Genomic DNA, 13,631 nt, shown 5'->3' on the forward strand with positions numbered 1-13,631 from the left:
TCAGCCGAGGGGCTGCCAGACCGGCGCCACGGTGACGGCGGTGGGCGAGAGCACGCTGGTCACATGGACCTCGGTGCCGGGGTCGAGCGGTTGGTCGCAACGGGCGTTCAGACGCAGGGTATGACCGCCGACGAGGATGTTGACGACGCCGAAGCCGTCGGCGGGGATGCCGGTGACGACCTTGCCGTCGCGCCCGATCGTGTCGTCGATGGTGATCGTGGCGTCGCTGCCGCCGTCGCGGATCAGCCGGGTGAGCCAGTAGGCGAACCAGCCGAAGCCAACGCCGGCCACCAGCCCGATCGAGACCGCGAGGGGCGTGGGCATCCCGGCCGCGTCGGCGGCGGCGCCGCCGAAGCCGGTGGCCGCGACGAAGGCGCCGAGGACGGCGCTGGAGAAGACGTCGCCCGCCAGCGCGTCGAAGGCGCCGTCGAAGAGGTCTCCGACGACCAGGGAGATTCCGAGCACGACGAGGCCGACCAACCCGATCACCAGAAAGGTCACTCGTCAGCTCCCGTGGACGCCCTGCCCCGCTGCTCGCGGGAGGACAGCATCCCTCAGACTCGCGCGCTGGCAAACCTCGGGTCGCCGACTCCGCGGGGTGGAGCCAGCTCCACCCCCAACCGGGGGGCACGCTGGATGGGAAGACGGCCGCGGCAGCGGCAACGTGGGAGGCACCACCTCTCCCACACCTTTGGATGTGATCTCGATGAAGTCGATCCTCCCCCGCCTCGGACTGGCCGTGCTGGCCGCGAGCCTGTCCTTCGGCGCCCTCGCGCCGGGCGTCGGCTCCGCGGCCCCCGCGCCGGCCCCCGACACCCAGCAGGCCGACACCCGGCAGGCAGGCACTCCGCGAGCCAAGCAGCGGGCAGCCGACGCCGTGATCCAGCGCCACCTGGACCGCCTCGTCTCGCGCTCCGGATTCCCGGGGGCCATGGTCGTGGTCAAGGGGCGTGACGGCAAGGTACGCACCTACCGCGCCGGTGCCGGCGACCTGACCACGGAGGCGCCGATCCCGCGCCGGCCCGTCGTTCGGATCGGCAGCAACGCCAAGATGTTCACCGCGACGGTCGTGCTGCAGCTCGCCGCTGAGGGACTGGTCGACCTGGATGCCCGGGTCGAGCGCTACCTGCCGGGTCTGGTCCGGCGCAACGGCAATGACGGACGCAAGATCACCGTGCGGCAGCTGCTCCAGCAGACCAGCGGACTGCCGGACTACGACCACCAGCTCCTCGAGGCCGCCGGCACCCTGCGCAAGCTCTCCCACACCTACTACGAGCCCCACGAGCTCGTCGACGCCGCGCTCGCGGAGCGCCGCGTCTTCAAGCCCGGGACCCGGTGGTCCTACAGCAACACCAACTACATCCTCCTGGGCCTGCTCGCACAGCGCGTGACCGGACGACCCATCAGCGAGCTCGTGACCCAGCGGATCATCAAGCCGATCGGGCTGAAGGACACCTACTGGCCGACACCCGGGGTCCAGCGGATCCGCGGCGTCCACCCGCGCGGGTACCTCGCCGACGGGCCGGGCGGCGCCTGGCGCGACTCGACCCGGCTCGACCCGTCCATGGGCTGGTCGGCCGGCCAGCTCATCGGGACGCCGCAGGACATCGGCCGCTTCATGCAGAAGCTCATGAGCGGCGCCCTGCTGCCGCCCACCCAGCTGCAGGAGATGAAGCAGACCGTCCGCGCACCGAGGTTCGACGCCAAGCCCGGCTGGCGCTACGGGCTGGGCCTGGCCTCCCACCGCCTGAGCTGCGGTGGTCTCGGCTGGGGCCATGGGGGCGACATCCAGGGCTTCCAGACGCGCAACCTGGTGACCAGCGACGGCCGCTGGGCGGTCGTGGCGGTCAACGGACTCCCGACCACCCTGGAGATGGTGGGCGACGTCAGCGGCATGGTCGACACGGCGCTCTGCCGCTCCTGACCCCACCACCGGCGACCGCGGGCCCGCACTAGGCCCGCGGTCGCCCCCGTGCGTCACCGCCCAACCAGCCGGTGGGGAGTGCCCCCCCGGCCCCCTGCCGCTCCCCCCCCCCCCCCCGGCCCCCGCGGGCCCGCACTAGGCCCGCGGTCGCCCCCGTGCGTCACCGCCCTACGATCAGGAGGTGAGTGCCACCCTGGTCGCCAAGGCCCTGTCCGGGGGGCACGCGCACCGGACCCTCTTCGAGGGCCTCGACCTCACCGTCGCCCCCGGTGACGTGGTCGGGGTCGTAGGGGCCAACGGAGCAGGGAAGACCACCCTGCTGCGACTCCTTGCCGGCCAGGCCACACCACTGGCCGGCACCGTGTCCACGGCACCGTCGGACGCCTTCGTCGGCTGGCTCCCCCAGGAGCACGAGCGGGTGCCCGGGGAGACGGTCGGCGAGTATCTGGCGCGTCGGACCGGAGCCGCCCCGGCCGCCGAGACGATGGAGGCCACCGCGGCGGCGCTCGGGTCGGGCGAGCCCGGCGCCGACGACGCCTACGCCGTGGCGCTGGATCACTGGCTCGCCTCGGGCGCCCCCGACCTCGAGGAGCGGATCCCGGCCGTGCTGGGCGACCTGCGTCTCGACGTCGGGACCGAGGCGCTCATGACCTCGCTGTCCGGCGGTCAGGCGGCCCGGGTCGGCCTGGCGGCGCTGCTGCTGAGCCGGTTCGACGTCGTGCTGCTGGACGAGCCGACCAACGACCTGGACCTGGACGGACTCGAGCGGCTGGAGCGGCTGGTCACGGGGATGCGCGCCGGGATCGTCCTGGTCTCCCACGACCGGGAGTTCCTCGCCCGGTGCGTCACCCGCGTCGTCGAGCTCGACCTCGCCCAGCAGCAGGTGCGGGTCTACGACGGCGGCTACGACGCGTTCCTCGAGGAGCGCGACGTCGTACGCCGCCACGCGCGCGAGGCCTACGAGCAGTTCGCCGGGACCAAGGCCGACCTCGTGGCGCGGGCTCGCACGCAGCGCGAGTGGAGCTCCCAAGGCGTGCGCAACGCCATGAAGAAGAGCCCGGACAACGACAAGATCCGGCGGCGAGCCCAGAGCGAGTCGTCGGAGAAGCAGGCCCAGAAGGTGCGGCAGATGGAGTCGCGCATCTCCCGGCTGGAGGAGGTCGAGGAGCCGCGCAAGGAGTGGGAGCTGCGCTTCGACATCGCCGCGGCGCCTCGCTCCAGCACGGTGGTCGCCACCTTGGACCAGACCGTGGTGCGACGCGGCGACTTCGTGCTCGGGCCGGTCTCGGTGCAGGTCAGCGCCGGCGACCGGATCGGCATCACCGGGCCCAACGGGGCCGGCAAGACCACCCTGCTGGGGCTGCTGCTCGGGCAGGTGTCACCCGACAGCGGGCGCGCGTCCCGCGGCGCCTCCCTCGCCGTGGGGCAGATCGACCAGGCCCGGGCCGTGCTGCCCGAGGACGCCACGCTCGGCGACGCGTTCGAGGCCGCGGTGCCCGACCTCGCGCCGGCCGACGTACGGACCCTGCTGGCGAAGTTCGGGCTCAAGGCCGACCAGGTCGCCAGCCTCGTGGGTCGCCTCTCCCCCGGCGAGCGCACCCGCGCCGCCATGGCGCTGCTCCAGGCGCGCGCGGTCAACGTGCTCGTGCTCGACGAGCCCACCAACCACCTGGACCTGCCCGCCATCGAGCAGCTGGAGAAGGCGCTGGCCGCCTACGACGGCGCGCTGCTCCTGGTCTCCCACGACCGGCGCCTGCTCGACAACGTCAGCCTCGACCAACGCTGGCGGGTCGAGGGCGGGCGCGTGCGCACCGCCTGAGCATCCGCGTCGAGCAGACAGAGCTCGAGCGTGAGGCCGAGCCAGCGACTCCGACGGCGGGAGAGACGACGGGCTCCTAGCCGTCGACGACGTTCTGGTCCAGTAGCGCCCGGAGCTCGCCGTGAGGCGCATGGCCCGCTTCCGGTCCCCGCAGCCGGTCGCGAGCGCCGGTGCTGGCCGGTGGCCCGGCTACCGACGGCCGCGCGGGCGCGCAGATCGGGGCGGCGCGGCGCGCAGGTGCTCACGCACCGGCCCCAGCAGCTCGACCAGGGCGACCGCACTGTCCGGGGGGAGCGGCTGGAGGAGCAGGTGGTTGACGACCTCGCGGTGGCCCGGCATCACCAGCTCCAGACGCTCACGACCGGCCTCGGTGATCGTGACCGTGACCCCGCGCTCGTCCCGCTCGCTCGGAGCGCGCGTCACCAGGCCCGCCTTCTCCAGCAGCCCGACCTGGTAGGTCAGGCCGCTGCGGCTGTGGACGATGCCGTCGGCGAGGTCGGTCATGCGGGCGCTGCCAGCCTCGGAGAAGTAGAGCGTGGCCATCACCTGGAACTGCACGTAGCTCAGGTCGCCCTCCTCGCGCAGCTGCTGCTCCACGGAGTGGCGCAGCAGGGCCGCCACGTCCATGAGCGCGAAGTAGGCGTTCAGGAGGTCGGGGTCGAGGGGCGGCTCTGGTTCTGACACCGCCGCAGTCTACTTGTTTCGAATTCGAAGAAGCGCTACCGTGAGTAGCCGCTTCGAATTCGAAGCGATTACCGGAGAAGAGGCACCACGATGAAGGCAGTTCGGTTCCACGAGTACGGCGCTCCCCAGGTCCTCCGCTACGAGGAGGTCGAGCAGCCGGTCCCCGGCGCGGGTCAGGTGCGGCTTCGCGTCGCCGCGACGACGTTCAACCGCGTCGATGGCGACATCCGCGGCGGTTTCATGCAGGGCACGGTCCCGGTGTCCCTTCCGCACACCCCCGGCCTCGACGTCGCCGGCACGGTCGACGCGCTCGGCGAGGGCGTCCGCAGTCTCGCCCTCGGCGACCGGGTCGTCGGCTTCCTGCCGATGACCGAGGACGGCGCAGCGGCGGAGTACGTCGTCGCTCCGGCACAGGTGCTGGCCGCTGCGCCGGCCACCATCGCCTTGGCCGACGCGGCGGCGCTGCCCACGGCGGCCCTGACCGCCCACCAGGCGCTCTTCGAGCACGCCGGACTGGCGACGGGTCAGCGGATCCTGGTCAACGGGGCGGGCGGAGCGGTCGGCGGGTACGCCGTCCAGCTGGCCAAGCGGGCCGGCGCCCACGTGATCGCCGTGGCCGGCCCCCGAAGCCGCCCGAACCTCGAGGCCTCGGGCGTCGACGAGATCGTCGACCACACCAGCACCGAGGTCACCCGCGCGGTCAGAGGACCGGTCGACGTACTCCTCAACCTCGCCCCGGTCGAGCCCGAGCGGTTCACCGAGCTCGTGTCCCTGGTGTCCGACGGGGGCGTCGTGGTGAGCACGACGGTGTGGATGCCCACGCCGGACGACGAGAGCCGAGGAGTGAGGGGGATCGACGTGTTCGTCCGCAGCGACGCCGCGCAGCTCGCCGAGCTGGTCGACCTCGTCGACCGTGGCGAGCTGACGGTCGACGTGGGGCGCCGCGTGCCGCTGCCCGAGCTCCCCACCGTGCACGAGGAGGCCCTCGCCGGCACGCTCGCCGGCAAGGTCGTCGTGCTCGCCGAAGCCGCCTGACGCCGCACGGGGCCGACTCGCCAACCAACCCACGCCCGCGACCGTCCCGGTGGCGGGCGGTGCGCTAGGACGGCGTCGAGCGCACCGGCGCAGCGCCCAGGCCGACCAGCTCGATGAGCAGGTCTCGGACCGCGGTCGCGGCGAGCCTGTCGGGCAGGACGCCGGGCCGGTCGCAGAGCGCCATCGGCGCGTCCTGGTCGCGCGTGGGGAGCCGCCCGTGGGTTCCCCGCACCGGGGCGGGGTCGAGCGGCACCACCTTCATGGCGTAGCGCAGGCCGGCCGCCTTGCGGGCCAGCGTGAGCGCTGCTCGCGCCTTGACCATGCGGTCCGCAGGGTCGAGGAAGAGCTCGGCGGGGTCGTAGCCGGGCTTGCGGTGGATGTCGACGCCCCGCGCGAAGTCGGGCGCCTTGTCGTCGTCGTCCCAGTAGTAGTAGGTGAACCAGGCCGTCGGGTCGGCGACCAGGACCAGCTCGCCGGCACGCTCGTGGTCCAGGCTCACCTCCGCCAGCCCGGCCCGGTCGAGTACGTCGGCCACGCCGCCCAGTCCCGTGCACACCGAACGGACCTGCTCGAGGTCGGCCGGGTCGGCGACGTAGACGTGGGCCACCTGGTGGTCGGCGACGGCGAAGGCGCGCGAGGTCCACGGGTCGAGGTACTCCATGCCGTCCTGCGTGTAGACCTCCAGCAGGCCGGCCGCTCGCAGCGCCCGGTTGACGTCGACGGGGGTGTCGGCCCTCGTGATGCCGTACTCCGACAGGACGACGACCCGGGCGCCGAGCGCGGCCGCGTCGTCGAGGAGCGGCGCCAGGGCCGCGTCGACGTCACGGGCCGCCTGTCGCGCCTGCGGAGCGTCGGGCCCGAAGCGCTGCAGGTCGTAGTCGAGGTGCGGGAGGTAGGCCAGCGTGAGGTCGGCCCGGGGCATCAGCCGGCGCGCGGCGCCCACGATCCACTCGGTGGAGCGGATGGACGCGGTCGGACCCCAGTACTGGAACAGCGGGAACGCGCCGAGCTCCCCGACCAGCTCGTCGTGCAGCTCGGGCGGACGCGTGTAGCAGTCGGGCGCCTTCTTGCCGTCGGCGTAGTAGATCGGCCGGGGGGTCACGGTCCAGTCGGTCGAGGCGCCCATGGCGTACCACCAGCACACGTTGGCGACGGTGTAGCCGGGGACCCGGCCACGGATGGTGTCCCACACCTTCTCGCCCTGCACCAGCCGGTTGTGCTGGCGCCACAGATGGACCTCCCCGAGGTCGCGGAAGTACCAGCCGTTGCCGACGATGCCGTGCTCCGCGGGGGTGAGCCCGGTGAGGAACGTCGACTGCACGCTGCAGGTGACGGCCGGCAGGACCGGCTCGAGGACCGCCGACGATCCGCCCTCCGCGAGGCGGCGCAGCCGCGGCATGTGCTGGAGCAGGGACGGGGTGAGGCCGACGACGTCGGCGACGAGCAGCTTGTCCATGGTGTCCTCCGGGTGGTGGCGGGCTCGGCGCGGTCAGATGGGGTCGAGGCCGAGGGCGACGAGCTCGGCGTGCACCCACGCGAGCTCGGCGGCGAGCCCGGCGGCCAGGGCGTCGTCGTCGGCCGGTGCGCCACCGGGCAGGACCGACCAGGTGTAGGTCTCGACCTCGAGGTGGTGCACGTGCGCGGCGGGGCCGCCGACGAGCGCGGCGAGGGAGCTGCGCAGGTCGTCCCGACCGGTGCGCAGCGGGGGCCGCGGGTCGGCGTGCACCGGCACGTGGAAGTGCACCCGCCATGGCGCGTCCGTGGCCAGGGGATCGGGTCCGTGAAGTGCGTCGGGCAGGTCGTCGCGGGCCGCGACCGTGCTCACTCCGCCGACCCCCACGGGACGGGCCTGCCGCACCTGGTGGAGGAACCGGTCCTCGGCGTACGACGCGAGCGCGTGGCGCGACGCCTGGTCGGCGGGATCGTCGACGACCAGGGCCGAGGCCGGCTGCGCCTTGACCACGCGCAGCCCGGCGGCGCTGAGCTCGCCGAGTGCTCGGGCGGCGTCGTCGAACCCGACCGCGAGGTGGCACAGGTCGAGGCAGACGCCGACCCACTCACGGTCGACTGCGGCCAGACGGTCGGCGGCCTGCTCGACGGTCTCGATGACGCACCCCGGCTCGGGCTCGATGCCGACCACCACCCGCCGCCCGGTCTCGTCGGCGAGGCGGGCCAGGCCCGCGGAGAGATCGGCGAGGCGGCCCTCGGCGACCCGCTGGTCCTCTGACGACCACGGCGTGTGCCAGGCCAGCGGAAGGGTCGAGATCGACCCGTGGCCGGCGTCGTCGGGGAGCAGCCCGGCCAGCACGCGCGCAGCGGCCAGGGTGAAGTCGAGTCGCTCCTGGGCCGCCCACGTCGGGTGGTAGACCGCGTGCTTGACGACCGGGTCCTGGAACGCCGCGAAGGGGAACGCGTTGACGGTGACCACCTCGACACCGTGGTCGGTGAGCCGCGACCGCACGCGGCGTACGCCGTCGGGGTCGGCGGCGAGCCGGTGCGCGGCGGCCGCGGGCAGCCAGAGGCCGAGGCCCACGACGCCGCCGGTCGGGGCACCTGCGGGCACGACGTCCAGGGCGCGACGGATCCTCTCGCCGGCGCCGACCGCCTGGGCGACCAGGCCCTCGACGTCCTCGGCGGGCAGCACGTTGGTGCCGTAGCCCAGGTGGACCACGGTGCCGTCCGGATGCCGCAGTCGCATCAGGAGACCCGCGGGCCGCGCAGCACCGAGTTGCCCTCGAAGGTCGAGGACGGGTCGGCGGCCGGGGCCTCGTCCTCCGGCAGGAGGAGCCGGCCGCTCTGGGCGAAGAACGCGACCGGGTTGCGCCACAGCACCCGGTCGACGTCGTCCTCGGTGAAGCCGGCCCCGAGCATCGCCTCCCCGGTCTTGCGCGTGAGCAGGGGGTCGCTGCGACCCCAGTCGGCCGCCGAGTTGACCAGCACCCGGTCCAGGCCGTGCTCCTGCAGGATGCGCACCATCCGGTCGGGGTCCATCTTGGTGTCGGGGTAGATGGAGAAGCCCCTCCAGCAGCCGCTGGCCGCGACCGGCCCGACGGTCAGCTCGTTGAGGTGGTCGACGACGACCATCCCCGGGTCGAGCGACGACTCCTCGACGAGCTCCAGGGTGCGACGGGTGCCGCCCTCCTTGTCCCGGTGGGGGGTGTGCACCATCGCGGGGAGCTCGAACTCCACGGCGAGCGCCAGCTGGCGTCGGAAGGCGTCCTCCTCGGCGTCGGTCATCGAGTCGAAGCCGATCTCGCCGACCGCGACCACGCCGTCCTTGGCCAGGTAGCGGGGCAGGACGTCGAGGACGTCGGCGCAGCGGGGGTCGTTCGCCTCCTTGGGGTTGAGCGCGATCGTGCAGTGGTGGGCGATGCCGAACTGTCCGGCCCGGAACCGCTCCCAACCGACCAGGGCGTCGAAGTAGTCGGTGAACGAGCCCACGCTGGTGCGCGGCTGCCCGAGCCAGAAGGCCGGCTCGACCACGGCCCGCACCCCGGCGTCGTACATGCGCTCGTAGTCGTCGGTGGTCCGCGAGGTCATGTGGATGTGAGGGTCGAAGATGCGCAACTCAGGTCTCCTGGACGGTGGTCGAAGTGATCAGGTCCAACAGCTTGAGGGCGTCCTCGGGGACCGAGCGCCCGGCGGCCCGGCGCTCCTCGACGTAGCGCCGCACCATGGCGGCCAGCTCGTCGTCCGCGCGGGTGGCGAGCCCGGCCACGACGGCCAGGGGGACGCCGACGAAGAGGCACTTCAGGACGGCGTGGCGCCAGTCGTGCGTGGAGAGCCGGTCGGCGTGCGCCCCCATGGCCGCCGCGACGAGCCGGACGTCGTTGGTGCGCAGCGCGTCGAGCAGGACCTCGGAGCCATCGATCCCCTGATCGTCGACGGCTCCGAGCGACAGCACCACGGCACGCTTCTCGTCCGCGTCGCCGTAGCGATAGACCGCCTGCAGCTCGGCGAGGAGGTCGGGTGGCGAGAGCCGCGACGCCGCGGCACCGACCAGCTCGACCCGGACGGCGTCCTCGACGCGGTGGTCGGTGCCCGCGACCTGGCCACGGGCCGTGCGCCGCGCCGCCGCGGGGAAGATCCGGCCCAGCCTCGTCGGGTCCGCAGCGAGGTCGACCAGCATGTCGTCGAGAGCCTCCACCGCGTCGGGCAGCAGGGCCGCCCGCAGCTCGGCGGGGCGCACGAGCGGGCGCACGGACGTCATCGCGTGCGCCCTCCTGTCGCGGCCGGTGAGCCGATCCGCTCCAGCGACGAGCTCAGCGCGGCCATGGTGGAGGCCGCCACGGTCGGTGCGGCGTGGGAGTGGCGCGGCAGCTCGACGCAGGCGAGCCCGTCATACCCGACCGCCTCGAGGGCGCCGAGGACGCTGTCGAGGTCGAGTTCACCGGTCCCGAGCTCGAGATGCTCGTGGACGTCGCGCACCATGTCGTCGACCTGCACGTTGCCGAGCACCGGCGCCGCGCGGCGCACGGTCTCGGCGGGCGTGCGCGGCTCGTTGCAGACCAGGTGGCCGAGGTCCAGGGTGACCTGCAGGTGCTCGGGGTCGCCGAACCGGGACCGCAGGGCCAGCACGTCGTCGAGGGTCGCGAGGAACATTCCCGGCTCCGGCTCGACGCAGACCGTGACCCCGAGGTCGGCGGCGTCGTCGAGGACCGGTGCGAGGCCGCCGACGACCCGGCGCCACAGCACCGACGCGCCAACGCCGGGCGGCGCCGTGCCCGACCAGCACGAGACCGCCTCGGAGCCCAGCTCGTGGGCGATGCGCACTGCCCGGCGCAGCAGCTCGACCCGGCGCTCGCGGCCCTCGTCGCTGACCAGGGTCGGCTCGTGCTTGTGCCAGGGGTCGAGCACATAGCGGGAGCCGGTCTCCACCACGGAGGCCAGGTCGTGGGCGTCGAGACACCGGCGGGCGTGGGCGATCTGGCGGGGCAGGTCGCCGAACGGGTCGAGGTGGGGCTGGTCGAGGGTCAGGCCCACGCCCTCGTAGCCGAGCGAGGCAACGACCGCGCAGGCGTCGGCGAGGCGGTGCCCGGCGAAGCCGTTGAGACCGTAGCCCAGACGCAGGCTCACGTCGGGCTCACCGCCCGCGCCGCCCGGCGCAGCAGCTGGCCGGCGCCGGCCACGGCGAGCGCCGTGGGGACCTGTCCGCGGGCCGCGAGCCACCCGGCCTGCAGCAGCGTGAGCCCACCGATGCCGGCGGCCGTCGCCGCGCGCACGCGGGGGCCGTCCGGCTGGGCGGCCGCCCGGGCCTGCGCGCCACCGACGCGGGCGACGTACGCCGCAGCGAGGCCGACGGCCGCCCACCGGTCCCGTGGTCGAGCGTCGGGGTCGCTCAGCGTCGTCGTCACGAGCAGGGCGGCCGCGGCGCCGGTAGCCGCGAGCGCCGCCCGCACGCTCGCCGGACCCGAGCCGTGCACCTCACCGCGGCTGAGCAGGGTGACGCCCGCGGTGTGCACCGTGGCCGCGAGTGCCGGAGCGGCTGCCGCGCCCGGTGCCGCCGCCGCGCCGAGCAGGACGTCGAGGCCGCGGGTCGAGGCCATGACCAGCGGGCCGAGGGGCGAGTCCTTGGCCAGGAGGTCGTAGGTCGCCACGAGGGCCGCGAGAGGCACGCTGAGCCGCAGGGCGCGGCGGCCACCGACGGCAGCCGTCACGGCGATGCCGGCGGCGCCGAGAGCCGCTGCGAACCCGAGAGCCGTCGCCGGAGCCACCCGTCCGGACGGGATGACCCGCTCGGGCCGCTCGACCGCGTCGACAGCGCGGTCGGCCCAGTCGTTGAGCGCCATGCCCGAGCAGTACAGGAGCACCGAGGCGAGCGGCATCGCGCCGGCCGTGCGCACGGGGTCGTCCCCGAGCCGGGCCGCGCCGGACCAGACGTCGCCGGGGACCGTGAGCGAGGCGGGGAGCCGCACCAGCCGGACCAGGTCGCGAGCCGAGGGCTGCGAGGCGCTCACGAGGCCAGTCCGCGGCGCCAGGCGACGAGGTCGCGCCACTGCTCGGCCAGCCGGTGCTCGGTGCTGCCGACCGGGTCCTTGAAGAAGAACCCCAGCTCCACCAGCGCCCCGGACCGGCCGGCCGCGTGGGCCGCGGCGATCAGGCGCGCGAGGTCGAGCACCAACGGTGCGGCCAGCGCCGAGTCGCAGCCCTGCCAGGTGAACTGCAGGGTCATCCGGGTGCCGAGGAACCCGTCGAAGCGCACGTGGTCCCAGGCGGTCTTCCACTCCCCCAGGTCCTCGACCTGGTCGATGTGCATCGGCCCGGGAACCGCCTGGCCGGCCATGGCGTCGAGTCCGCTGCGCTTGGTCTCGGTCTTGCTGCGGGCGGCCTCGGGGTCGGCCAGCGTGGCCCCGTCGCCGCCACCCAGGAGGTTGACCGAGGTCCATGAACGCAGCTCGAGGGCCCGGACGGTGAACATCGGCGCGAGAGCCGACTTCACCAGCGTCTCGCCGGTCTTGCCGTCGGAGCCCGCATAGGGCAGGCCGGTGCGCGCGGCCGCCTCGAGCACCACGGGCAGCCGCAGGCAGGGGCTCGGGGTGAACGACACGAACGGCGCCCCGGCCGCGAACGCGGCGAGGGCGTAGACCGCGCCGATGGGCAGATCGTCGTCCACGCTGCGTACGTCGTCGGGCGCCTCGACCGGCGCCTGGGTGCTGGCCACCTCGATCACGACCACCCGGGCCAGCCGATGCTGCTCTCGGAAGGCCCGGATGTCGGCGGCGAGGCGCTCGATCGCCGCCGCAGCCGGCTCGTCACCCGCGGCGTAGCCGGGTCTCAGGGCGGCCTCGACCTCGCCGAGATCGGCCCTCACCGCGTCGACGAGCCGGGCGGGAACGACCCCGCCGGACACCAGCGCCTCCGCCTTCTTGGCCAGGGACCGCGAGCTAACGTCGTGGCCCCCGAAGACCAGGCCGGCGACGTCGGGAAGGCCGACCGGATCGAGCTCGGCCAGCTCGGTCACGAGGCCGGTCGTCGGCGCGAGCCGGTGCCGGATCCCGAGCGCGCCGATCACCGCCGTCGTCGCGACGGAGCCGCGCGCCCCGACGAACCAGACGCCGGTGCGGATGTCGGTGCCGGCTCGGTCCCTCGTCATGTCTGCTCCCTCGCGGTCTGTGGGTCGTGATGGCGGTGCCGACCTCAGGAGGAGCTGGAGAACGCGGCGTCGAACGCCGCGGCCGGCGGGTCGAAGGCCAACCGGCGTACGAACTCCAACGCCTCGGGCGCACCCACGAGACGGTCCATCCCGGCGTCCTCCCACTCGACGGAGATGGGCCCGGCGTAGCCGATGGTGTTGAGCATCCGGAAGCACGCCTCCCACGGCACGTCGCCGTGGCCGGTCGAGACGAAGTCCCAGCCGCGCCGCGGGTCGGCCCACGGCAGGTGGGAGCCGAGCCGGCCGTTGCGGCCGTTGCCGACCTGGCGCTTCGCGTCCTTGCAGTCGACGTGGTAGATCCGGTCGCGGAAGTCCCACAGGAACCCCACCGGGTCGAGGTCCTGCCACACGAAGTGACTCGGGTCCCAGTTCAGGCCGAACGCCTCGCGGTGACCGATCGCCTCCATCGCGGCCACCGTCGTCCAGTAGTCATAGGCGATCTCGGAGGGGTGCACCTCGTGCGCGAAGCGGACCCCGCACTCGTCGAACACGTCGAGGATGGGGTTCCAGCGGTCGGCGAAGTCGCGGTAGCCCGCCGCGACCATCTCCTCGGTCGCCGGCGGGAACATCGCGACGTACTTCCAGATGGCGGACCCGGTGAACCCGACCACCGTCTCGACGCCCAGGCGCTGGGCGGTGCGCGCGGTCAGCTTCATCTCCTCGGCGGCGCGCTGCCGCACGCCCTCGGGGTCGCCGTCTCCCCACACCCGGCTGGACAGCATCGCCTGGTGGCGGCCGTCGATCGGGTCGTCGCAGACGGCCTGGCCCTTCAGGTGGTTGGAGATCGCGTAGACCCTGAGGTGGTACTTCTCCAGCAGGTCGAGCTTGGCCTGCACGTAGGCGTCGTCCTCGGCGGCCTGCCAGGGGTCGAGGTGGTCGCCCCAACATGCGATCTCGAGGCCGTCGTAGCCCCACTCGGAGGCGAGGCGGGCCACCTCCTCGAAGGGCAGATCGGCCCACTGGCCGGTGAAGAGGGTGATCGGTCGTGGCATGTGTGCTCCTGGGTGAGTGTGCAT

The 13,631-nt window shown here is 73.7% G+C and carries 13 protein-coding genes; 3 read left to right on the top strand and 10 right to left on the bottom strand.

Annotated features, from left to right (window positions below; all coding sequences use genetic code 11):
- On the bottom strand, window positions 1-501 hold the full coding sequence (locus LRP67_RS01070; RefSeq protein ID WP_231268221.1) for a hypothetical protein: 501 nt from the start codon (window positions 499-501) through the stop codon (window positions 1-3).
- 205 nt (window positions 502-706) lie between these two features.
- Between LRP67_RS01070 and LRP67_RS01075 the strand changes: the two genes are divergently transcribed.
- Together LRP67_RS01075 and LRP67_RS01080 are read left to right on the top strand one after the other, a co-directional pair.
- The gene (locus LRP67_RS01075; protein ID WP_231268222.1) at window positions 707-1,924 is read left to right on the top strand and encodes a serine hydrolase; all 1,218 of its coding nucleotides are present in this window, start codon (window positions 707-709) and stop codon (window positions 1,922-1,924) included.
- A 181-nt stretch (window positions 1,925-2,105) separates the two neighbouring features.
- A complete protein-coding gene (locus LRP67_RS01080; RefSeq protein WP_231268225.1) occupies window positions 2,106-3,743 on the top strand; it encodes an ABC-F family ATP-binding cassette domain-containing protein in 1,638 nt (545 codons plus the stop codon).
- Window positions 3,744-3,932: 189 nt separating this feature from the next.
- On the opposite strand, the gene LRP67_RS01085 is transcribed toward LRP67_RS01080, so the two are convergent.
- Window positions 3,933-4,427, bottom strand: a complete 495-nt coding sequence (locus LRP67_RS01085) for a MarR family winged helix-turn-helix transcriptional regulator (RefSeq protein ID WP_231268230.1) — start codon at window positions 4,425-4,427, stop codon at window positions 3,933-3,935.
- 90 nt (window positions 4,428-4,517) lie between these two features.
- Between LRP67_RS01085 and LRP67_RS01090 the strand changes: the two genes are divergently transcribed.
- A complete protein-coding gene (locus LRP67_RS01090) occupies window positions 4,518-5,462 on the top strand; it encodes an NADP-dependent oxidoreductase (RefSeq protein ID WP_231268232.1) in 945 nt (314 codons plus the stop codon).
- 64 nt (window positions 5,463-5,526) lie between these two features.
- On the opposite strand, the gene LRP67_RS01095 is transcribed toward LRP67_RS01090, so the two are convergent.
- The 8 genes from LRP67_RS01095 to LRP67_RS01130 are packed head-to-tail and all read right to left on the bottom strand — an operon-like array spanning window position 5,527 to window position 13,607.
- The gene (locus LRP67_RS01095) at window positions 5,527-6,918 is read right to left on the bottom strand and encodes a nucleotide pyrophosphatase/phosphodiesterase family protein (RefSeq protein ID WP_231268233.1); all 1,392 of its coding nucleotides are present in this window, start codon (window positions 6,916-6,918) and stop codon (window positions 5,527-5,529) included.
- A gap of 33 nt (window positions 6,919-6,951) precedes the next feature.
- Window positions 6,952-8,160 (bottom strand): metabolite traffic protein EboE, encoded by a 1,209-nt coding sequence (gene eboE, locus LRP67_RS01100; protein ID WP_231268235.1) that lies wholly within the window; start codon window positions 8,158-8,160, stop codon window positions 6,952-6,954.
- On the bottom strand, window positions 8,160-9,029 hold the full coding sequence (locus LRP67_RS01105) for a TatD family hydrolase (RefSeq protein ID WP_269210902.1): 870 nt from the start codon (window positions 9,027-9,029) through the stop codon (window positions 8,160-8,162). The genes eboE and LRP67_RS01105 overlap by 1 nt, the downstream gene beginning before the upstream one ends.
- 1 nt (window position 9,030) lies before the next feature.
- Entirely contained in the window at window positions 9,031-9,672 is a 642-nt protein-coding gene (locus LRP67_RS01110) for an EboA domain-containing protein (RefSeq protein WP_231268241.1), read from the bottom strand.
- The gene (locus LRP67_RS01115; RefSeq protein ID WP_231268243.1) at window positions 9,669-10,538 is read right to left on the bottom strand and encodes a sugar phosphate isomerase/epimerase; all 870 of its coding nucleotides are present in this window, start codon (window positions 10,536-10,538) and stop codon (window positions 9,669-9,671) included. The genes LRP67_RS01110 and LRP67_RS01115 overlap by 4 nt, the downstream gene beginning before the upstream one ends.
- Entirely contained in the window at window positions 10,535-11,419 is an 885-nt protein-coding gene (locus LRP67_RS01120; protein WP_231268245.1) for an SCO3242 family prenyltransferase, read from the bottom strand. Before LRP67_RS01120 ends, LRP67_RS01115 begins: the two co-directional genes overlap by 4 nt.
- Window positions 11,416-12,555, bottom strand: a complete 1,140-nt coding sequence (locus LRP67_RS01125; RefSeq protein ID WP_231268247.1) for an inositol-3-phosphate synthase — start codon at window positions 12,553-12,555, stop codon at window positions 11,416-11,418. Before LRP67_RS01125 ends, LRP67_RS01120 begins: the two co-directional genes overlap by 4 nt.
- A gap of 44 nt (window positions 12,556-12,599) precedes the next feature.
- Window positions 12,600-13,607: a sugar phosphate isomerase/epimerase gene (locus LRP67_RS01130; RefSeq protein ID WP_231268249.1), complete on the bottom strand. Its 1,008-nt coding sequence runs from the start codon at window positions 13,605-13,607 to the stop codon at window positions 12,600-12,602.
- Between the last annotated feature and the right edge of the window lie 24 nt (window positions 13,608-13,631).

The sequence above is a fragment of the Nocardioides sp. cx-169 genome, from assembly GCF_021083605.1.
Taxonomy (GTDB): Bacteria; Actinomycetota; Actinomycetes; order Propionibacteriales; family Nocardioidaceae; genus Nocardioides.

Bases quoted from the DNA above. Each gene is read 5' to 3' on its own strand.
- LRP67_RS01130 (WP_231268249.1), bottom strand. From the start codon at position 13,607: ATGCCACGACCGATCACCCTCTTCACCGGCCAGTGGGCCGATCTGCCC.
- LRP67_RS01110 (WP_231268241.1), bottom strand. From the start codon at position 9,672: ATGACGTCCGTGCGCCCGCTCGTGCGCCCCGCCGAGCTGCGGGCGGCC.
- LRP67_RS01095 (WP_231268233.1), bottom strand. From the start codon at position 6,918: ATGGACAAGCTGCTCGTCGCCGACGTCGTCGGCCTCACCCCGTCCCTG.
- LRP67_RS01090 (WP_231268232.1), top strand. From the start codon at position 4,518: ATGAAGGCAGTTCGGTTCCACGAGTACGGCGCTCCCCAGGTCCTCCGC.
- LRP67_RS01075 (WP_231268222.1), top strand. From the start codon at position 707: ATGAAGTCGATCCTCCCCCGCCTCGGACTGGCCGTGCTGGCCGCGAGC.
- eboE (WP_231268235.1), bottom strand. From the start codon at position 8,160: ATGCGACTGCGGCATCCGGACGGCACCGTGGTCCACCTGGGCTACGGC.
- LRP67_RS01125 (WP_231268247.1), bottom strand. From the start codon at position 12,555: ATGACGAGGGACCGAGCCGGCACCGACATCCGCACCGGCGTCTGGTTC.